Consider the following 21,327-nt stretch of genomic DNA (forward strand, 5'->3'; position numbering starts at 1 on the left):
CGAAACCCCGATCAATCCAGTGGCGATGCCGGTCGGCGGCGTGCCGCCGATGCGCTGGACGGCCGTGCTGCGCGAGGCGTTCCGCAAGCTCGCGCCGCGCGTGCAGTTGAAGAATCCCGTGATGTTCGTCGTGTATCTCGGCAGCATCGTCACGACCGTGCTGTGGTTGCAGGCGCTGGCCGGCACGGGCGACGCGCCGGCCGGCTTCATCTTCGCGGTCGCGTGCTGGCTGTGGTTCACCGTGCTGTTCGCGAACGCGGCCGAGGCGCTGGCCGAAGGGCGCGGCAAGGCGCAGGCCGATGCGCTGCGTGCGGCGCGCAAGCGCGTGTACGCGAAGGTGCTCGACGAGCCGAAGCAATTCGGCAGCACCAGCCATCGCGTGCCGAGCGACGAGCTCGCGGCCGGCAGCATCGTGCTCGTCGAGGCCGGCGACACGATTCCGGCCGACGGCGAAGTGATCGACGGCGTCGCGTCGGTCGACGAATCGGCGATCACCGGCGAATCCGCGCCGGTGATCCGCGAGTCGGGCGGCGATTTTTCGTCGGTGACGGGCGGCACGCGCGTGCTGTCCGACTGGATCATCGTGAAGATTACCGCGCAACCGGGCGAGGCATTTCTCGACCGGATGATCGCGATGGTCGAAGGCGCGAAGCGCGGCAAGACGCCGAACGAAGTCGCGCTGACGATCCTGCTCGTCGCGCTGACGATCATCTTCCTGCTCGTGTGCGTGACGCTGTTGCCGTTCTCGCAGTTCAGCGTGCTGCTGAACGCGTCGGGCACGGCGGTGAGTCTGACCGTGCTGATCGCGCTGCTCGTGTGCCTGATCCCGACGACGATCGGTGCGCTGCTGTCGGCGATCGGCATCGCCGGGATGAGCCGCATGATGCGCGCGAACGTGCTCGCGACGTCGGGCCGCGCGATCGAGGCGGCCGGTGACGTCGACGTGCTGCTGCTCGACAAGACCGGCACGATCACGCTGGGCAACCGCGAGGCCGTGCAGTTCCGGCCGGCGCCGGGCGTGGACGAGCGTGCGCTGGCCGAGGCCGCGCAACTGTCGTCGCTGGCCGACGAGACGCCGGAAGGGCGCTCGATCGTCGCGCTCGCGAAGCAGCGCTTCTCGCTGGACGTGGTCGCGACCGCCGGCAGTGTCACCGTGCCGTTCAGCGCACGCACGCGAATGAGCGGCCTCGACATCGGCGAGCGTCAGGTGCGCAAGGGCGCGGCGTCGGCGATCCGTGCGCACGTCGATGCACTCGGCGGTGTGTTTCCTCAGGCGGTCGAGACGGCCGTCAACGACATCGCGCGACGCGGCGGCACGCCGCTCGTCGTGGCCGACGGTGCCCGCGTGCTCGGTGCGATCGAGCTGAAGGACATCGTCAAGCACGGGATCGCCGCGCGCTTCGCCGAGCTGCGCAAGGTCGGCGTGAAGACCGTGATGATCACCGGCGACAACCGGCTCACCGCGGCCGCGATCGCGGCGGAAGCCGGCGTCGACGACTACCTCGCCGAGGCGACGCCCGAGGACAAGCTGCGACTGATCCGCGAGCACCAGGCGAAGGGCCATCTCGTCGCGATGACGGGCGACGGCACCAACGACGCGCCCGCGCTCGCGCAGGCCGACGTGGCCGTCGCGATGCACAGCGGCACGCAGGCGGCGAAGGAGGCGGCCAACATGGTCGACCTCGACAGCAACCCGACCAAGCTGATGCAGGTGGTCGAGGTCGGCAAGCAGATGATCATGACGCGCGGCGCGCTGACCACGTTCAGCGTCGCCAACGATCTCGCGAAGTATTTTGCGATCATCCCGGCCGCGTTCGTCGCGACGTATCCGGCGCTCGGCGCGCTGAACGTGATGGGGCTGCACAGCCCGACGTCGGCGATCCTGTCGGCCGTGATCTTCAATGCGCTGATCATCGTGGCGTTGATCCCGCTCGCGCTGAAAGGCGTGAAGTATCGCGCGGAGCCGGCCGAGAAGCTGCTGGGGCGCAACCTGCTGATCTATGGCGTGGGCGGCATCATCGCGCCGTTCATCGGCATCAAGCTGATCGACATGCTGTTGACGCCGTTTATCTGACCGAACGCGCCGTCGCGGCCCCGCTCACGCTGTCACGGCGTGTGCGGGGCCGTTCGGCGTTTCAATTGCCGGAAGCGATCATGGATGTGAATGTGAACGTGAGCGAAGCGAATCGACGGGCAACGGGGCCGCGGGACACCGCCGCCCGCCGCAGTGGGGGCCGCGTGCGCCGCGACCGCTGGCGCGGCGTGCTGCGCGTAGGCGCGACGCTGGCCGACCGCATCGCGGGCGCCGGGCCCGACACGCAGCCGACGCTGGCCGTGCGCGAAGCGCGACCGCGCACGCAGGTGTGGGTGTCGCGGTACGCGGTGCCGCTACTGCTCGCCACGCTCGTGTGCGCGCTGGCGACACTCGCGGCCAGCGCGCTGCTGCGCGTGTTCGACCTGTCGAACGTCGTGATGCTGTTCCTGATGACCGTCGTGCTGATCGCGCTGCGGCTCGGCCGGCTCGCCGGCGCGTGGGCCGCGTTCGTGTGCGTCGGCTGCTTCGACTTCTTCTTCGTCGAGCCGAGGCTGTCGTTCGCGGTGTCCGATACGCAGTACGTGTTCACGTTCGCGCTGATGCTGGCCGTCGCGCTCGCGATCGGCCAGCTTGCTGCGCGCCTGCGCGCGGAGGCGCGGGCGGCGCGCGCGAACGAGAAGCGCTCGGCCGCGCTCGCGCGTGTCGCGCATGATCTGTCGGCCGCGATCGAGACCGAGCAGATCGCATCAATCTGCACCGGCACGATTGCGCCGCTGCTCGGCGTGCGTGTCGCGCTCGTGCTGCCGGATGCGGATGACCATCTGAAGCCGGCGCAGCACGCCCGGTTCGTCGAAGCACCGATTGCCCGTTGGGTCTACGAGCATGCACGTGGCGCGGGGGGCGGGCTGCCGCCGTTCGAGCGCGCGGCCGCGCAGTACCTGCCGCTGAAGGCGCCGATGCGCGTGCGCGGCGTGCTCGTGCTGTTCGGCGACGCGCAGCCGGTTCCCACCGACCCCGACGATCGCCGCCTGATCGACGCATTGTGCTCGTCGATTGCGATGGCGCTCGAACGCGTGCACTACGTCGGTGTCGCGCAGCACACGCTGGTCCGCATCGAAGGCGAGCGGCTGCGCAACGCGCTGCTCGCCGCGGTGTCGCACGACCTGAAGACGCCGCTGACCGCGATCCGCGGGCTCGCCGAGACACTGGAGCGGCCCGAGCGGCTGGCCGACGGGCAGCCGGCCGCGCTCGCGCACGGCATCCGCAACCAGGCCGAGGCGCTGCACGGGCTCGTCGTGAACCTGCTCGACCTCGCGCGCATGCAGAGCGAGGGCGTGCGGCTGAATCGCGAATGGCACATGCTCGACGAGATCGTCGGCAGCGCGCTCGCGCATTCGGCCGGCGTGCTGGCCGGCCGCGACGTGAGCACCGACTTGCCGGCCGACCTGCCGCTGATCGACGTCGACGCGCTGCTGATCGAGCGCGTGCTGATGAACCTGCTCGACAACGCGTCGAAATACGCGGGCACGGACGCGGCCGTGGCGGTGCGCGCACGCGTGTTCGGCGAAACGCTGTACGTCTTCGTCGAGGACGACGGCCCCGGCTTCATCGCGCGCAACACCGAGCCGCTGTTCGAGCCGTTCGAGCGCGAACGCAAGGAATCGTCGATCAGCGGCGTCGGGCTCGGGCTCGCGCTGTGCCGCAGCATCGTCAACGCGCACGGCGGCTCGATCCGCGCGGTGCCGCTCGATCCGCACGGCGCGCGGTTCGAGATTCGCCTGCCCCTGGGCGCGCCGCCCGATATCGAACACGAGAGCCGGACATGATCAGATCGCGCGTACTTATCGTCGAGGACGAAGCGGACATCCGCCGTTTCGTGCGGATGGCGCTGGAACAGGAAGGGCTCGACACCTGCGAGGCGTCGACGGCCCGCGAGGCGCGGATGTATGCGTCGAGCAGCAAGCCCGATCTCGTGATCGTCGACCTCGGGCTGCCGGACGACGACGGCAAGACCTTCATCCGCGAGCTTCGCAAGTGGTCGACGGTGCCGGTGATCGTGCTGTCGGCGCGGCAGCAGGAAGTGGAGAAGGTCGCGGCGCTCGATGCGGGCGCGGACGACTACCTGCCGAAGCCGTTCGGCGTGCCCGAACTGCTCGCACGGGCGCGTGCGCAGTTGCGGCGCGCGGCGTTCGTGTCGGCCGACGGGCAATCGTCGTCGATCGTGCGGTTCGGCGACGTGACCGTCGATCTCGGCAAGCACGAAGTGGCGCGCGGCGGCGTGCCCGTTCACCTGACGCGCCTTGAATTCCGGCTGCTCGCCGCGCTGATCCGCGCACGCGGCGGCGTGATCGCCGCGCGGCAATTGCTGGCGGAGGTCTGGGGCATCCACGACGCGGACCGCGCGCACTACGTGCGCGTGTACATGACGAACCTGCGGCAGAAACTCGAGCCGGTGCCGGCGCGCCCGCGGCACCTGCTGACGGAGCTGCAGTTCGGCTACCGGCTGGTCGGTCTGGAAACGGTCGGCCTGGCGGACGGGCCGCGCGACGCGGCGCCGACAGGTCTAGACAACTGAAATCCCGCTCCCCGTCGTTCGCCAACGCCCGGAGAAAGCTGTTGTTTAGCTCGATGTAATTCGCAATTAATTGAAATATAAGGAAATTTGCGACCCACGATCCTATTGGTCCGACAATTAGAGATAAACACGGATTGCTGGCGGACCTTCTGAAAAGGCAAAGTTGTATGTACAACTTGGCGTGTCGCCGGAACGGGCGGCCTCCGGGTTGGAAGGGTTCACGGCGGCGCTGCCCGACGGAACCCGGCCCAGTTCGCCTCTGACAGGAACGCCATGAAGAAACTCGCGCTCAGTATTGCCCTTGCCTGCATCGCGGTCGGTGCCCACGCCAAGGATTGGTCGACGATCCGGTTCGGCGTCGACGCCAGCTATCCGCCGTTCGAATCGAAGGACGCAAGCGGCAAGGTCGTCGGCTTCGACGTCGATCTCGGCAACGAGATCTGCGCCCGCCTGAAGGCGAAATGCGTGTGGATCGAGAACGACTTCGACGGGATGATTCCCGCGCTGAAGGCGAAGAAGTTCGACGGCGTGCTGTCGTCGATGTCGATGACGCCGGCGCGCGCCGAGCAGATCGCGTTCTCCGACAAGCTGTTCAACACGCCGACGCGCCTCGTCGCGAAGAAGGGCGCGAACCTGCAGCCGACGGCCGAATCGCTGAAGGGCAAGTCGGTGGGCGTCGAGCAGGGCACCATCCAGGAAACCTACGCGAAGGCCTATTGGGCGCCGAAGGGCGTGCAGGTCGTGCCGTACCAGAACCAGGACGGCGTGTACCAGGACCTGATGTCGGGCCGCCTCGACGCGGCGCTGCAGGACGCGGTGCAGGCCGACATCGGCTTCCTGAAGACGCCGCGCGGCGCGAACTTCGCATTCGCCGGCAAGGATATCGACGATCCGAAGACGCTCGGCAACGGCGCCGGCATCGGGCTGCGCAAGGACGACGCCGACCTGAAGGCGAAGATCGACCACGCGATCGCCGACATCATCAAGGACGGCACGTACAAGAAGCTCGAGAAGAAGTACTTCGCGTTCGACGTCTACGGCGGTTGATGCTCCCCGCGGCGCGCACCGGTTGCGATGCGCGCCGCGGCTGTCGCGGGTGCAACCCGCTTCGCGCGATGCGTCCGACTTGATGAGCAGGTTGCATCAGGTAGTGCGCAGATATCGTTTGATGCGCGGGTAATGGCTATTGACAATCCAGCCACATCGTTCTGGATCCCTCATATGATCTTCCAAGGATTTGGCCCGCTGTTGTGGGCCGGCACGGTGGAAACCGTGAAGCTCGCGGTGCTATCGCTCGCGGCGTCGCTCGTGCTGGGCCTCATCGGCGCGAGCGCCAAACTGTCGACGAACCGCATGCTCAAGTCGATCGGCACCTTCTACACGACGCTGATCCGCGCGGTGCCGGACCTCGTGCTGATGCTGCTGCTGTTCTACGGGATCCAGATCCTGCTGAACAACGTCACCGACATGCTCGGCTGGGACCAGATCGACATCGACCCGTTCGTGGCCGGCGTCATCACGCTCGGCTTCATCTACGGCGCGTACTTCACCGAGACGTTCCGCGGCGCGTTCCTCGCGGTGCCGCGCGGCCAGCTCGAAGCGGGCTTCGCATACGGGATGAGCGGCTGGCGCGTGTTCCACCGCATCCTGTTCCCGCAAATGATGCGCTTCGCGCTGCCCGGCATCGGCAACAACTGGCAGGTGCTCGTGAAGGCCACCGCGCTCGTGTCGATCATCGGCCTCGCCGACGTCGTCAAGGCGTCGCAGGACGCCGGCAAGAGCACGCTCGATTTCTTCTTCTTCACGCTGGCTGCAGGCGCGATCTACCTCGCGATTACGACGGTCTCCAACGTCGTGCTGCATCACCTCGAGAAGCGTTATTCCGTCGGCGTCCGGAGGCTCGCACTGTGATCGAACTCGTCAGCCAGTACTGGCAAAGCTATCTCTACACCGACGGCTACCGCTTCAGCGGCCTCGCGATCACGCTGTGGCTGCTGGTGGTGTCGATCGCGTTCGGCTTCGCGCTCGCCGTGCCGCTCGCGATCGCGCGCGCGTCGTCGAACCGCTGGATCTCCGGCCCGGTGTGGCTCTATACGTACGTGTTCCGCGGCACGCCGCTCTACGTGCAGCTGCTGATGTGCTACACGGGCATCTACAGCCTGCAGGTCGTGCACAACCACGTGCTGCTCGACACGTTCTTCCGCAACGCGATGAACTGCACGCTGCTCGCGTTCGTGCTGAACGAATGCGCGTATGCCACCGAGATCTTCGCGGGCGCGATCAAGGCGACGTCGGCCGGCGAGATCGAGGCCGGCATGGCCTACGGGATGTCGCGCTTCAAGCTCTATACGCGCATCATCCTGCCTTCCGCGCTGCGCCGCTCGCTGCCGAGCTACAGCAACGAAGTGATCCTGATGCTGCACGCGACGACGCTCGCGTTCACCGCGACCGTGCCCGACATCCTGAAGATCACGCGCGACGTCAATTCGGCAACCTACATGTCGTTCCAGGCCTACGGCATCGCGGCCGTGCTGTACGCCGCCGTCGTGTTCACGCTCATCTGGGCGTTCCGCAAGCTCGAGACGCGCTGGCTCGCGTACCTCTCGCCGCGCGGCCATTAACGCATTCGCAAGATTCGCAAGGAAGGACCCAGCATGTACAAGCTTACCGTTGACAACCTGCACAAGAAATTCGGCGACAACGAGGTGTTGAAGGGCGTGTCGATGAAGGCGAAGGCCGGCGACGTGATCAGCATCATCGGCTCGAGCGGCTCCGGCAAGAGCACGTTCCTGCGCTGCATCAACTTCCTCGAGCAGCCGTGCTCCGGGCAGATCACGATCGGCAGCGAGCCGATCCAGACCACGCGCGACCGCAGCGGCTCGCTGCGCGTGGCCGACCAGAAGCAGCTGCAGCGGATGCGCACGAAGCTGTCGATGGTGTTCCAGCACTTCAACCTGTGGGCTCACATGACGGTGCTCGAGAACATCATCGAAGCGCCGATGGCCGTGCTCGGCGTCGGCAAGGACGAAGCGATCGCGCGGGCGCGCAAGTACCTGGAGAAGGTCGGCCTCGCGCCGCGCGTCGAGGGCATGTACCCGTCGCACCTGTCGGGCGGCCAGCAGCAGCGCGTGGCGATTGCACGCGCGCTTGCGATGGAGCCGGAAGTGATGCTGTTCGACGAGCCGACGTCGGCGCTCGACCCGGAGCTGGTGGGCGAAGTGCTGAAGGTGATGCAGAAGCTGGCCGAGGAAGGCCGCACGATGGTCGTCGTGACGCACGAGATGGGCTTCGCACGCAACGTGTCGAATCACGTGATCTTCCTGCATCAGGGGAAGATCGAGGAGGAAGGGAATCCGCAGGAGATTCTCGTGAATCCGAAGAGCGAACGGCTCGGGCAGTTTCTGTCGGGGCGGTTGAAGTAAGCGGGCTGGCGGCGTCGCGCCTCATCCGCGACGTCGCATACTGGAACGCTAAATGCTTGTCACGCGGGATCCTTTCGATGAAGGAGCACCGCGATGAGCACACCGATCACCACCGCCTTTTCCCATGTCAAGCCGCAGGACACCGCGTATCGCGGCGAAGGCCTGCGCGACTTCTTCCTGTATCGCGATCTCGGTATCGCGGCCGCGACGAACGGCAAGGTCGTCGCGCAACTCGTCAGGGCGAATCATGCACCGGAGGCGGGCACCGGCTGGCACCGTCACGAGGCCGAGTTCCATATCGTGATCATGCTGAAGGGCTGGGCGCGCTTCATGTACGGCGAACGGGAGACGCTGGTCAGCGCCGGCGATTGCGTGCATCAGGCGCCGGGGATCGTCCACTACCTGTTCGACTATTCGCCTGACATGGAGTACCTGGAGATCGTCGGGCCCGCCGATTTCAAGTCGATCGACGTCGAAGGGCCATGCGCGGTGCCGCCGCCGACGCCGTGGGGTGAGGCGGGGGCGTAGCTGCCGCCGTGCTTTCGCGTGCATCGTCCGTACGCCTGTTTGTGACAAACCGCCTTCGTGGCGGTTTTTTCTTGCGCGTTCCACGGAGGTTTCCGTGCGCTCCGCGTTTCCTGCTTCACATTCTTTCGAATTCCGAAGGGTCGCGAAGCTGAAGATCCGGAAAGAAAAGAAAGACATTCGTCAGCTTCGATACGTTGACGGCGCCGCGATGTCAAAGATCGTCAATTGCGCGTGGATGCGGTGCACGGCGAGTCGACGACCGACGTTAAGGAAGTACCAGCCGGATCACCGGTTGAGTTACCCGGGAGAGTTTCATGCAGCGCATCGCGAAGATCCTGACGGCCACCGCAGTGGCATGTGCCGTCCTTGCTCCGGCACTGGCCGAAGCGCATTCGCACCGTGTGTGTCATTTCGATCATCACCACCATCGCGTGTGCCGCTGGGTGCGGTAACCGCGACTTTCCCGGGGATACCCGGAACGCATGCTTTATCAGGCAAATCAGGAGAGGACTATGAAAAAGACGATGTTGATCGCCGCGCTGGTCGCCGGCATGGGGTTGTCGATCGGTGCGTTCGCACAGGTTCCGGCCAGCGCGCCGGCCGGCACGACCGGGCTGTGCAAGGACGGCTCGTTCTACTCGGGCGCATCGAAGAAGGGCGCATGCGCCGGCCACAAAGGTGTGAAGACCTGGTACGGCGCATCGTCGGCGGCAGCCGCCAGCGCACCGGCCGCAGCGCCGGCCATGGCTGCCTCCGCAGCCCCGGCATCGGGCACCGCGCCGGCGAAGAGCGCGGCAGCGACGACCGCGGCGGCAGCGCCGGGCGGCGGCGCGGGCAAGGTATGGGCCAATGACAGCACGAAGGTCTACCACTGCTCGACCGACAAGTACTACGGCAAGACGAAGCACGGCAGCTACATGTCGGAAGCCGACGCGAAGGCGAAGGGCTACCACGCGTCGCACGGCAAGGCCTGTTCGTAATACAGGCTGACGCGCGAGCCGCTCCCTCGCGCGTCGTCGGCACGCTGCCGCACCTCACGCCCCCGCCACCCCCGGCGGGGCGTTTCATTTTCAGCGCCGTCCGGCTTCAGTGGGCGAGCTGCGATTGCGTGTCGGTCGCTGCATCGGGCGCGGCCGCGCGGGCGTCGAGCAGCGCGCGCAACGTCACGTAGTGCGTGCCGTCCGGGTTACCGTCTGCATCGGCAGTGCGGTCGTATGGCTCGTTGTCGTGGATCGTCGCGCGCACGATCGGATAGATCTGCGTTTCCCAGCGGCTGCCGTTGAACACGCCGTAGTGACCTGCGCCCGTCTGCACGTGATGCGTCTTCAGGTACGGCGGCAACCCCGAGCACAGCTCCTGCGCGGCCACCGTCTGGCCGACCGCGCAGATATCGTCCTTCTCGCCTTCGATCGTCAACAGCGCGGTGCGATGAATCGCCGCCGGTTCGACGAGCCGGTCGCCGACCGTCAGCTCGCCGCGCGCGAGCGCGTATTGCTGGAACACCTTCTCGACCGTTTCCAGATAGAACTCCGCGGTGAGATCGGCGGTCGCGAAGTATTCGTCGTAGAAGTGCCGCAGCGTGTCGGCCTTCGCCGGGTCGCCCTTCGCGCGTTCGTAATACAGGTCGGCGAACGACGCCGCATGGCGATCGGGATTCATCGACATGAACGCGCCCACCTGCACGAAGCCCGGATACACGCAGCGCTGCGCCCCGACGAAGCCCGCCGGCACGACGCTGATCAGGTTGCGCGCGAACCATTCGATCGGCTGGCTCGTCGCGAGCGCGTTGACCTTCGTCGGATTCACGCGGCAATCGATCGGGCCCGCCATCAGCGTCAGACTCGCGGGCTGCGCCGGATCGCCGCCGGCAGCCATCAACGCGACTGCCGCGAGCGCGGCGACGGTCGGCTGGCAGATCGCGAGCACGTGTGCATCCGGGCCGATCTGATGGATGAAGTCGATCACGTGCGCGACGTATTCGTCGAAGCCGAACCGTCCGGCCGTCAGCGGGATGTCGCGCGGGTTGTGCCAATCGGTGATGTACACGTCGTGGTCGGCGAGCATCGTCTGCACCGTGCCGCGCAGCAGCGTCGCGAAATGCCCGGACATAGGAGCTACGATCAGCACGCGCGGCTGGCGCGCCACCGGCCGCGCCTTGCGGAAATGCAGCAGCGTGCCGAACGGGGTGCTCGCGGCGGCTTCCTCGACGATCGGCACCGCTTCGCCGTCGACGACGATCGACGCGATGCCGAACGGCGGCCGCCGATGCGAGAACGCGCAGCATTCGAGCAGTTCGCACAGCGCGTCGAGCATGCGGCCGGTCGGCGTCGCGGTGGCAGGCGGCCACAGCGACATCGTCGCGCGTGCGGCGGCGGCCCATGCGCGTGCCGGGCGCGTGCATTCCGCAGACCATTGATAGAACGGATAGGCAAGCAGATTCATGGCTGTCGCTCGTTGTGCCGCGTTGCATGGAACGAGGCAAGCGATGTGCCAGCTTGCGGCTGGCACGCGCGTTGCACGCGGTTCGGGAACGCGGCGACGCAGGCGGCACGCGACACACGGCAGCCGCACGCGATGCGTTGCCCGGCCGGCCTGTCGTGCGGCACGTGACGCGACAGCGTGCGGCGCTGCGCCAGTTCGGCGAATGCGTCGCACAGGCATGGTGCGGGTGATGCCGCGTGGCGTCCGTTTTCGGTGCAGGGGCACGAACGGTCTTGAACAGGGGAGCGACATGGAAGTCACCGGAGGACAGACGACGCTGACCATCAGCAGCCGCAATTACTCGTCGTGGTCGATGCGCGGCTGGCTGCTCGCGAAGCTGAGCGGCCTCGTGTTCGAGACGGTCAGCGTGCCGATCGATGCCGCGTCGCGCGCGGAGTTGCTGTTGCTGTCGCCGTCGATTCTCGTGCCGTGCCTCACCCACGACGGCAACACGGTATGGGACACGCTCGCGATCGCCGAATACCTGAACGAAATCCGGCCGCAGGCGCGGCTGCTGCCTGAAGACCGCAGAGCCCGCGCGCATTGCCGGTCGATCTGCGGCGAGATGCATTCCGGTTTCAGCGCGTTGCGCTCCGCGTTGCCGATGAACCTGCGCGCGCATTTCCCCGGCTTCCGCATCTGGTCGCGCGCGCAGCACGACATCGAGCGGATCGTGACGATCTGGCGCGAGTGCCTGGCCGCGTATGGCGGCCCCTGGCTGTTCGGTGCGGAGATCGGCATCGCCGATGCGATGTATGCGCCGGTCGTCACGCGCTTCCTGACCTACGACGTGAAGCTCGAGCCCGATATCGCCGAGTACTGCATGCAGGTGCTCGCGCATCCGTTCGTCGCGGAGTGGATCGATGCGGCGAAGGCGGAGCACGAAGACATCGACGAACTCGACATGGAGTTCTGACGCACGGGTTCGCCCCGCGCTTTCAATTGCACTACACGCGCTAGCATCGAAATGAACTTTCCGCTGTGGCTGCGCGACTCGCAAACGTTTTACCTTGATTTCGGTTCGAAACGAGGACGAATCCCCTAAAGGATGTTGAGCACGCTGACGTAAACGAGTCACGGGGATGACTCGCGATCACATGCTTTCGACGTGCGACGCGCAGTCCGAAAAAATCAGCGCAGCAGGGGAATCGACGTGAATCGTCAGCAATCGTGGACGCGTACAGCGGCGCCCGGGGAGATCATTTACTCCGAGGGCTTTGCGGGTGAGCCCGTCATCTTCTTGATCACCGACGGCAAGGTCGAGCTGTCCACGCGATGCGACGACAAGCGCGTCGTCGTCGCGACACTCGGCCGCGGCGAGTTCTTCGGTGAATCGGCGCTGCTCGCAGCCGAGCCGCGTGCGCATACCGCGAAGGCCCTTTCATTCTGTCAACTGACGGTCGTGCCGGCCGGCATGCTCGACGACGAAATCGAGCGCGTGTCGGCGCTGCTGCGTCACATCGTGCGAACGATGATCCGCCGCGTGAAGCGCAAGGACGACCAGCTCGCGACCTACACCCACGCCGACTTCATGCCGGGCGTGCTGTCGTATGCGCATGTGCTGTCGTTGATGGCGGGCGCCGAAGCGCGCGATAGCGGCGACACATGGGCGCGCCGGCCGATGCAGGCCCATGCGGCCGAAACGTCGGTGCCGCTCGCCGACGTGATCCGCAAATGCCGCGCGATTGCCGGCCACTCGCGGCCGCACGTGCTCGCGATGCTGCGACGCATGGAGAAGCTCAATCTCGTCACGATCGAAGCGGCGCAGACGGACCATGCGGGCGGGGCGGTCGACTATGCGGCGTCGTCGGATGCACGCCAGGTCGTCACGTTCGACGCCGCGCGCGTGATCGATCGCGCGCAGCAGGTGGCCGATCACGATCTCGACCTGTCGATCAACAGCGAACTCGAACTCATCGAGCTGGCCGACCTCGAAGCGCTGATCGGCGTCGAGAAGACGATGCTGCTCAACAAACTGTCGAACGGCGAGATTGCCGACGAGTTGTTCGCGTTCCGTAAATCAAAGGTGCTCAGTTACGTCGAACAGAAGGGCGTGACGTACTTCTCGCGACGCAACGCGCGACGGGGAGAGGTGCGTGCGCTGGAGGATCTCGTGTCGATCGACCAGCGCACGCTGTTCGACGTCATCAGCGCGTTCGATACGTACGATCTCGCGAAGCTGATCGCGAATCTCGACGATCGCGCGGTGGCCGACAAGCTGTTTTCCGTGATGACCGAGGCGCGGCGCAACGAGGTGTCGTGGGTGATGCGCCGCGAGCTCAAGCTCGATCCGGTCGAGATCGAGGATATCGAGCAACGCGTGCTGGATGCCGTTCGCGCGGCGAAGGCGCCGGCGGCGGGCACTGCGCCTGTCGCATCGGCATCGGACGCATGACGAGGAGACGCGCATGGATCTGTTGACGCTGGCCGGTGTGCTGTTGGGTGGTGCTGCGATCGTGTTCGGTTTCGCGCTGGAAGGCGGCCATTTCTCGATGCTGTTCCAGTTCGAGGCGCTCGTCATCGTGCTCGGCGGCACGCTCGGCGCGGTGATGATCCAGAACACCTGGGCGCGCTTCTTCGACGCGGTGAAGCAACTGCGGCTCGCGTTCGTGCGGGCGCGCGAGGTCGATCGCAAGAACCTGTCCGACCTGCTCGAATGGGGCGACCGCGCGAAGCTCGACGGGTTGCTCGCATTCGAATCGATGGACGTGAGCGGCATCCATCCGTTCGCGCGCCGCGGGCTCGAACTGCTGGCGAACGGTGTGTCGACCGCCGTGCTCGAAGACGCGTTGCAGCGCGAACTCGATGCCTATGAACGCAGCCGCCTCGCCGCCGCGCGCGTGTGGCAGCAGGCCGGCGGGTATGCGCCGACGTTCGGCATTCTCGGGTCGGTGCTCGGGCTCGTGCAGGTGACGAGCCATATTCTCGAACCGGCGCAACTCGGGCCGGGCATCGCGGTTGCTTTCATCGCGACGCTGTACGGGTTGGCATTCGCCAACCTCGTGTTCCTGCCGCTTTACGGCAAGCTGCGCGCGCAGATCGACAGCGAGCTGCGGTTTCGCAAGCTGTATCTCGACGGCTTGCTCGCGATCTCGCGCAAGGAATCGCCGCATACGATCGAGACGCGCCTGACCGGCGACGTGCGCGGTCGCGCGGTCGAATCGCTCGCGTGATGCGCGTGTGCCGTACGACGAACCCGGAATGCCAATCGCATGACTGCTCGAACTGACGGCGCATCCGCCGCCGATCGCGACGACGACGAACTCGAAGGCGCGCAATCCGGCCGCTGGCTGATTTCGTACGCGGATCTCATCACGACGCTGATGGTGCTGTTTCTCGCGTTGTACGTGCTCCAGCTCGCGAAATACAACGCGCTCGATGCGCGGTACCAGACGCTCGCGCGGCATGCCGAAAGCGCGGCGAGCGCATCCACTGCTGCTATCGCTGCCGTGACGCCTGAGCATTCGCCGCCCTGGCTCGCGTTGCTCGAGTCGTTGAAGTCGAACGGCCGAATCTCGCTCGTGAAAGCGCCGCATGGCGTTGAGATCGGCATCGACGCGAAGATCCTGTTCAATGTCGGCGATGCGCGGCTGCTGCCCGATTCGTCGCCCGTGCTGAACCAGATCGCGCGGGCGCTAAGCGATCACGCGACCGGCGACATTCTCGTCGAAGGGCATACCGACAGCGTGCCGATCGCGAACGCGAAATACGAATCGAACTGGGAGCTGTCGTCGGCGCGCGCGGGGAGTGTCGTGCGCTACCTGACCGAGCGCGGCGTCGCCCCGCACCGGCTCGCGGCGATCGGGCGGGCCGATACGCAGCCGCTCGTCGCGGGCGACGATGCCGCCGCGCGGGCGCGCAACCGGCGTGTCACGATCTTCGTTGCATACTGATGCGCGCTGAATTTTCGTTGTTCGCGCATCTATAAGCGGCCGCATATGTCCGCCTGACAACAACATAACGAATCTCGCATGATGATCATGTGAAATCAGCGATGCGGTTCTGCGCGTGCATGCCGATAACCCAAACTGGCTCAGACCGAGCGGTTATCGAGGGTTCCCCATGCATTTCTGGCGCAAGCTTTCCATACAGAACAAGCTGATTCTCAGCATGACGAGTTGCCTGCTCGTGTTCGTCGCGATCTCGAGCGGGCTCAGCATCCGCCTGATCGGCAACGCGGTGCGCGATCGCGTCGTGCGCGAAGAGCTGCCGACGGCCGTGAACGGCATCCGCGCCGACGTGCAGCGACAGATGGCCGGGCCGATCGCCGCGTCGCGGATTCTCGCGCGCGATGCGTTCCTGCTGCAATGGGAAGCCGACGGCGAACCCGACGCCGGCACGCGCAACTGGATCCAGCTCGCGAAGAACGTGAAGGACGAGCAGAAGGCGGCGTCGGTGCAGTGGGTGTCCGTGAAGAGCGGCAACTACTATAACGAAGCGGGCCTGCAGCGGAAGGTGACCGACAAGGATCAGTGGCTGACCGGCTTCCTGTCGTCCGGCAAGGCGTTCGACGTGAACATGGACCGCGAGGTGACGGTCGGCGGCTACATGATGTTCATCAATAGCCGCGTCGAGCTTGATGGCGTGCCGATCGGCGCGGCGTGTATGAGCCTGTCCGTCGATGCGCTCGCGAAGGGTATTGCTGCTTACCGGATTGGGGAGACCGGGTTCGCGTATCTCGTGCGTCCCGACGGCGCGATCATGATGCATCGCGATACGGCGCTGATCGACGGCAAGCATTTCATGAAGGACCAGCAGGGGTTGCCGGGCGATGCGTCGTCGACGTTGCTGGCTGGGCAGCCGTATGCGTATCTGAGCTACAACGGTGATGGCGGTGCGCGATTTATCGCGACGTCGTTTATTCCGGAGTTGAATGCGTATGTGGTTGTCGAGGTGCCGCAGGCTGAGCTGCTCGGGCCCGTGACGCGTGCGATTCGTAGCGCTGCGCTGGTTGCGGCGGTGGTGGGGCTGGGTGTCGCACTGCTCGTGATCTGGCTGGTGGGGCGTGCGATTGCCGCGCCGATCCGCCGCGCGGCGACGCTGCTGTCGGAGATCGCCAGCGGGCAGGGTGACCTCACGCGCCGCATGACGGTCGAGAGCCAGGACGAGATCGGGCAGTTGTCGGATGCGTTCAACCGGTTCGTGTCGTCGCTGTCGACGCTGGTGCACAGCATTCGCGCGGCTTCCTCGTCGATTGCGACCGGGTCGGCGCAGATTGCGACGGGGAATGCGGATCTCAGCGAGCGCACCGAAGGACAGTCGAGCAACCTGGAGCGCACGGCTTCGTCGATGGAAGAAATCACGGCCGTGGTGCGGAACAACACCGAAACGGCGACGACGGCCGCGAAGATGATCAACGGTGCCGCCGATACGGCGGCGCGCGGCGGGCAGGTGGTGGGTGAAGTCGTGACCACGATGCAGGAGATCAGCGACGCGTCGCAGCGGATCTCCGAGATCATCGTGATGATCGACAGCATTTCGTTTCAGACGAATATTCTCGCGTTGAATGCGGCGGTGGAAGCGGCGCGGGCCGGGGAGCAGGGGCGCGGGTTTGCGGTGGTGGCTTCGGAAGTGCGGAACCTGGCGCAGCGCAGCGCGCAGGCGGCGAAGGAGATCAAGACGCTGATCGAGCATAGCGCGGGGACGGTGAATACCGGGTCGCGGCTGGTGAGTGAGGCCGGGAAAGTGATGCGCGATGTGGTGTCGCAGGTTCAAGGCGTGAGCGCGATGATGAGCGAGATCGCCGAGGCGAGTCTGGAGCAGAGTGCCGGGATTGATCAGATTGGCGATGCGGTGCAGTCGCTCGATCAGATGACGCAGCAGAATGCGGCGCTGGTGGAGGAAAGCGCGGCGGCCGCGGCGAGCTTGAAGCAGCAGGCGGCGGAATTGACCCGGCTGGTGTCGGCTTTCAAGGTGGATGAGTAAAGGGCTGATTCTAGGGTTGGAATTGGGTGTTTCTGATGCGGCTGCCGTGGGGTTACGGTGGCCGTTTTGCTTGTTGACGCCGGATTGACGGCGCTTACAGAAATGAAACGCATTTCCAGATTTAATGGTTGGGGCCGCTGGTGCTTGCTGCTCCGTTCTTGCTAGCTTCAGTGCGCGTTCCTGCTGGGCTTGTGATACCTTGTGAGCTCGCGCGATATTGGGATACGGGGGACGCGTGCATATTTCAAAGCTAACGCTCATAAACTATCGAAATTTCTCTAACGCCACGCTGAGATTTAGCAAGGGTGTTAATACGATCATTGGAGAAAATGGCGCGGGGAAGTCCAACGTACTAAGAGCAATCAGACTCATGTTGGACGACAACATGGTTCGGGCGTCATACAGGCTCAATGAGTTGGACTTCTATCGGGGACTTGGTTCCTGGCGCGGCCACTGGATCATCATAAGCGTCGAGTTCGAGGAGATCAGCGCAGATGAGTCGATTCAAGCGCTCTTCGTACATGGCACGGGAGTCGGGCAGGCCGGTGGGGCCGTGGGGCTAGCAACGTACAACCTGATATTTCGTCCCAATAAACAGATCCGAATGAATCTGGCAGCGCTCGCGGATTTTGATGTGGCGGGGATGAAGGCAATTCTTGATCAGGTAACGATCAACGACTACGAAACTTTATTTACGGGGCGGAGCGTCGCTGATTTCTCAGATCCGGCGGTCTATCGGCGCATCGTAGGAGACTTTGGCAACGCTGTATTTAGCAATGAAGTCGAGTTTCCGGAACTGGGTGCGCGCATTCCTGGTACGCTGTCAGTCACCAAGGAGGTGTCATTTACCTTCATTCAAGCACTGCGTGATGTGATATCCGAGTTTCACAACAACCGGACGAACCCTCTTCTCACATTGCTGAAGAGCAAGAGCGGACAGATTGACCCTTTACAGTTTCAACCAATCGTAGATCGCGCGCGGCAACTGAACAGAGAAATTGAGAATCTGAACGATGTGCGAACTGTTCGCTCCGACATCGTGGATACGATCCATGGAGCTGCCGGTCAGACCTACTCTCCGTCCTTGCTAGCAATCAAATCTGATCTTCCGGATGAAGCGGATTTGCTGTTCCAATCGCTCAAGCTCTTCGTCGGTGAGTTCGATGCGGCCCATGAAGGAAGCATCCAGGAGCTCAGCCTTGGAGGCGCCAATCTGATTTTCCTGACGCTGAAGCTTCTGGAGTTCAAGTACCAGCACGAACGTCAGGCGCTTGCGAACTTTCTGCTTATTGAGGAACCAGAGGCGCACCTACATACGCACGTCCAGAAGACGTTATTTGATCGAATCGGATATACGGGGGCGCAGATCATCTATTCGACGCACTCGACGCACATCTCAGAGGTGAGCAACATCCAGAGCGTCAACATCTTGGGGCGCAACGGGACTGCTTGTGAGGCGTTCCAGCCGTCGACAGGGCTTACTCCTGAACAGGTGGGCAACCTCCAGCGCTACCTCGACGCCGTTCGCAGTAACCTGCTCTTTGCAAAGAGCGTGCTCTTGGTGGAGGGCGACGCCGAAGAAATCCTCATCCCATTGATGGTGAAGAAGGTTCTTGGCGTAAGCCTCGACGAGCTTGGAGTCAGTCTGGTTAATATCGGCAGCACGGGCTTCGCCAATGTCTCTGTGCTGTTCCACGAGACTAGAGTCCGCCGACGTTGCTCGATCATCACCGACCTGGACGCGGCATTTATGAACCCGCACCCCGTACTGGGTGACGATCCTGAGACATTGAAATTCAAAAACAAACTGCTCGGATCCCAAACGTCCGGAGCGGCTCGCAAAGTCGCACTCGATGCGCTAGTCGCTGGTAACGCATGGGTTCGGCCCTTCTATGCCGCGAATACATTCGAAGTTGACTTCGTGGCATGCGGCAATGTCGGGGCGGTGGTCGCATCAGTCAATGATGTCTATGCGCAGCCCGCAACGCGCGCTGAATCGATAGCTCAGTTGAATTCGGGCGATCCGGCTCAGTTCGGCAGGCGCGTACTAACCATGGCCAATTATGAAGGCAAGGGTTGGTTCGCCATTCTTCTGGGCAAGCGAATAGATCACAGAACCGTCATCCCACCCTACATCCGGCAGGCGATCGTCTTCGCGCATGGTACGTTCTCGACCGAGCTGATCTTCAGCATACTGAAGCACCGAGTGACCGTTAACAATCCGGGCGGACCCGCCACACCGCCAGCACTGCAACACTATTGGGAACGCCTGCTTGAGTATCGCGCAGGCCGGATTGACTTCAACACTATCAGGGCGGAGGCAGCTGTAGGGCTCGCCGGCGATCAGATCCTCGCATTTCTGGGAGATCTGCCGTGACGTTCGCGTGGACTCGGACCGAGCTGAACGATGAACAGTCGGAGGCTGTACGCGACGAGAACAGTGTGTTCTTGGTTGCCTGTCCGGGCAGCGGAAAGACTAGAACACTCACCTACAAGATCGCCTATGAGCTATCACGCCTGCAGAGCAAGCGACAGTTCATCGTCGCTCTCACTTATACGCACCGAGCGGCCGACGAAATTCATGAGCGTATTGAAGGGCTAGGCGTCGACACCTCGCAGCTATGGATAGGAACGATTCACTCATTCTGCCTGGAATGGATCTTGAAGCCCTATGGGATCTACGAACCGGCGTTAGCGCATGGCTTCCGGATCATCGACAGCCATGAGCAAGAGAACCTACTTGCAGAGCTGTGCCGGACGCAGCCAGGAATTACCTACTGGGACTGCGAATACTATTTCACCGATCAGGGGTACGTTCTGGCGTGCAGGGATCAAGGCAAGCACGAACGTCTTCATGCCATTTTTGCGATGTATTTCCGCCATCTCGCGGATAACAGGCAAATTGACTTTGAGCAGATCCTCTTCTATGCGTCGCGCCTGATCCAAAGTCAACCTCAGATAGCTAGAGTCTTGGCTAACATCTTCCCGTGGATGCTGGTTGATGAATACCAGGACACGAAGAGGATTCAATACGAGGTCGTTGCCACCATCGTTAGAACTGGAGCAGAGCGAACAAAACTGTTTGTTGTTGGCGATCCCAACCAAGCGATCTTTGGCTCCCTTGGTGGCTTCGCAATGCCGGTTACCGAACTTCGGCGGCTCTGTGGTGTGCGGCTGGAGGAGCGCGCGCTGTCTGAAAACTATCGGTCCACCGATCGGCTGATCAGGTATTTCTCGAACTTCACCGTTCAGGAGACCAACATTCGCGGAGCCGCGTCCGATCGAGCGTTCCCTAGTAACGTCAGCTACAACACCAATCTGGAGCGAGACCAACTGGAGGCTGAGCTTGTGAGACTCATCAGGCTCAGCACCGCCCAAGGTTTTGTAGCGGATCAGATCTGTGTTCTGGCGCCGTGGTGGATTCTGTTGGCGGGAGTTACACGTCGACTTGCTGCCGCTTTGCCTGAGTACCAGTTCGATGGCCCGGGCATGGTTCCCTTCAGCCGCGACCAGGAGAACTTCTGGTATCGGTTGTCGCGAATTGCACTGACAGAGGCGTCCCCTGCGCAGTATGTCCGGCGGCTGCGTTGGGCTGCGGAGGTAATTAGGGATCTAGGAAATGAAGGCATCGACACTCGGGAGCTGTCCGCTAAGCAGCTTCTTCGGGAGAGTAATTCTATTCGGCTGAATCAGCCTGATGGGCTTCGATATCTCGCGGAGTACTTTGCGTTATTGATGGATCGCCTCAGAATTGACTGGCAATCACATCATCTGCTCTCGGAGCATTACCAAGCCTTCTTTGACAGTTCGGCTGCGAAGATTGACCGGCTACATAGGGAAGGTGCCGCGTACATCGGCGGAATTGACTTCTTCCGTAAGGTGTTCCAACATCGAAACGGCATCACCGTTAACACCATCCATGGCGTCAAGGGTGCGGAGTTCGACGTTGTGATAGCGTTTGGCCTGCTGCAGGGAATGGTTCCGCATTTTAGTGAAGAAGCAGAGGCAGATAGTGGTATCAACAGCGCCAAAAAGTTGCTTTACGTTATTGGCTCGCGGGCGCGCAAACATCTTTATTTGATATCGGAGCGGCAACGAATGAGAGGGGGGCGACGAGGCTCTTACGCTGCAACGAACATACTTGCCGCGTGCGCGTTCGATTATGACGTCGTGTAGACAATGTCGTGGCGAGGGGTGATGTTAGAAAACACATTCTTCAGCAACAGATTCCATGGAAACATCTTATTTTCGTGAATGACTTGTCGAACTGCAGAAAGGGATCGGCACTCTGACAGTGACGTTGCCTTAACGCCTGCTGTTGACCCATTCGTCGGAGGGGCTAAGCCGCCAATGCCGATGAA

Annotated in this window: 18 protein-coding genes; 17 read left to right on the forward strand and 1 reads right to left on the reverse strand. The window is 63.5% G+C overall.

The features are described from left to right. Positions 1-25: 25 nt before the first annotated feature. From kdpB to LGM56_RS16595, 10 genes are all read left to right on the forward strand, one after another. Positions 26-2,074: a potassium-transporting ATPase subunit KdpB gene (kdpB, locus tag LGM56_RS16550; RefSeq protein WP_264170919.1), complete on the forward strand. Its 2,049-nt coding sequence runs from the start codon at positions 26-28 to the stop codon at positions 2,072-2,074. A gap of 80 nt (positions 2,075-2,154) precedes the next feature. Continuing rightward, positions 2,155-3,861, forward strand: a complete 1,707-nt coding sequence (locus LGM56_RS16555; RefSeq protein WP_226205754.1) for a DUF4118 domain-containing protein — start codon at positions 2,155-2,157, stop codon at positions 3,859-3,861. Then, on the forward strand, positions 3,858-4,610 hold the full coding sequence (locus LGM56_RS16560; protein ID WP_226205756.1) for a response regulator: 753 nt from the start codon (positions 3,858-3,860) through the stop codon (positions 4,608-4,610). The genes LGM56_RS16555 and LGM56_RS16560 overlap by 4 nt, the downstream gene beginning before the upstream one ends. Before the next feature lie 273 nt (positions 4,611-4,883). Then, complete coding sequence (locus LGM56_RS16565; protein ID WP_226205758.1) at positions 4,884-5,657, forward strand: ABC transporter substrate-binding protein; 774 nt, start codon at positions 4,884-4,886, stop codon at positions 5,655-5,657. Positions 5,658-5,831: 174 nt separating this feature from the next. After that, a complete protein-coding gene (locus LGM56_RS16570) occupies positions 5,832-6,521 on the forward strand; it encodes an ABC transporter permease (protein WP_089428132.1) in 690 nt (229 codons plus the stop codon). Beyond that, positions 6,518-7,231 (forward strand): ABC transporter permease, encoded by a 714-nt coding sequence (locus tag LGM56_RS16575; RefSeq protein WP_089497510.1) that lies wholly within the window; start codon positions 6,518-6,520, stop codon positions 7,229-7,231. The genes LGM56_RS16570 and LGM56_RS16575 overlap by 4 nt, the downstream gene beginning before the upstream one ends. Before the next feature lie 33 nt (positions 7,232-7,264). Next, positions 7,265-8,032 (forward strand): ABC transporter ATP-binding protein, encoded by a 768-nt coding sequence (locus tag LGM56_RS16580; protein WP_226205760.1) that lies wholly within the window; start codon positions 7,265-7,267, stop codon positions 8,030-8,032. Between the two features lie 93 nt (positions 8,033-8,125). After that, positions 8,126-8,560, forward strand: a complete 435-nt coding sequence (locus LGM56_RS16585) for a cupin domain-containing protein (protein ID WP_089497509.1) — start codon at positions 8,126-8,128, stop codon at positions 8,558-8,560. Positions 8,561-8,874: 314 nt separating this feature from the next. After that, entirely contained in the window at positions 8,875-9,012 is a 138-nt protein-coding gene (locus LGM56_RS16590) for an HHHH-motif protein (protein ID WP_226205762.1), read from the forward strand. A 60-nt stretch (positions 9,013-9,072) separates the two neighbouring features. Then, a complete protein-coding gene (locus LGM56_RS16595; protein WP_089474345.1) occupies positions 9,073-9,540 on the forward strand; it encodes a DUF3761 domain-containing protein in 468 nt (155 codons plus the stop codon). 106 nt (positions 9,541-9,646) lie between these two features. On the opposite strand, the gene LGM56_RS16600 is transcribed toward LGM56_RS16595, so the two are convergent. Further along, a complete protein-coding gene (locus tag LGM56_RS16600) occupies positions 9,647-11,002 on the reverse strand; it encodes a polyhydroxyalkanoate depolymerase (RefSeq protein ID WP_226205764.1) in 1,356 nt (451 codons plus the stop codon). A gap of 289 nt (positions 11,003-11,291) precedes the next feature. Between LGM56_RS16600 and LGM56_RS16605 the strand changes: the two genes are divergently transcribed. From LGM56_RS16605 to LGM56_RS16635, 7 genes are all read left to right on the forward strand, one after another. Continuing rightward, positions 11,292-11,957 (forward strand): glutathione S-transferase family protein, encoded by a 666-nt coding sequence (locus LGM56_RS16605; RefSeq protein WP_089497507.1) that lies wholly within the window; start codon positions 11,292-11,294, stop codon positions 11,955-11,957. 237 nt (positions 11,958-12,194) lie between these two features. Continuing rightward, positions 12,195-13,436, forward strand: a complete 1,242-nt coding sequence (locus tag LGM56_RS16610; RefSeq protein ID WP_226205766.1) for a cyclic nucleotide-binding domain-containing protein — start codon at positions 12,195-12,197, stop codon at positions 13,434-13,436. A gap of 13 nt (positions 13,437-13,449) precedes the next feature. After that, entirely contained in the window at positions 13,450-14,214 is a 765-nt protein-coding gene (locus LGM56_RS16615) for a flagellar motor protein (RefSeq protein WP_174975841.1), read from the forward strand. Positions 14,215-14,253: 39 nt separating this feature from the next. Further along, a complete protein-coding gene (locus tag LGM56_RS16620) occupies positions 14,254-14,934 on the forward strand; it encodes a flagellar motor protein MotB (protein ID WP_226205767.1) in 681 nt (226 codons plus the stop codon). A gap of 169 nt (positions 14,935-15,103) precedes the next feature. Then, positions 15,104-16,966, forward strand: a complete 1,863-nt coding sequence (locus tag LGM56_RS16625; RefSeq protein WP_226205769.1) for a methyl-accepting chemotaxis protein — start codon at positions 15,104-15,106, stop codon at positions 16,964-16,966. Positions 16,967-17,201: 235 nt separating this feature from the next. After that, complete coding sequence (locus LGM56_RS16630; RefSeq protein ID WP_226205771.1) at positions 17,202-19,343, forward strand: ATP-dependent nuclease; 2,142 nt, start codon at positions 17,202-17,204, stop codon at positions 19,341-19,343. Beyond that, on the forward strand, positions 19,340-21,142 hold the full coding sequence (locus tag LGM56_RS16635) for a UvrD-helicase domain-containing protein (protein ID WP_226205774.1): 1,803 nt from the start codon (positions 19,340-19,342) through the stop codon (positions 21,140-21,142). Before LGM56_RS16630 ends, LGM56_RS16635 begins: the two co-directional genes overlap by 4 nt. The last annotated feature ends 185 nt before the right edge of the window (positions 21,143-21,327 follow it).

It is taken from the genome of Burkholderia sp. AU38729 (assembly GCF_020419725.1).
In the GTDB taxonomy this organism is placed as follows: Bacteria; Pseudomonadota; Gammaproteobacteria; order Burkholderiales; family Burkholderiaceae; genus Burkholderia.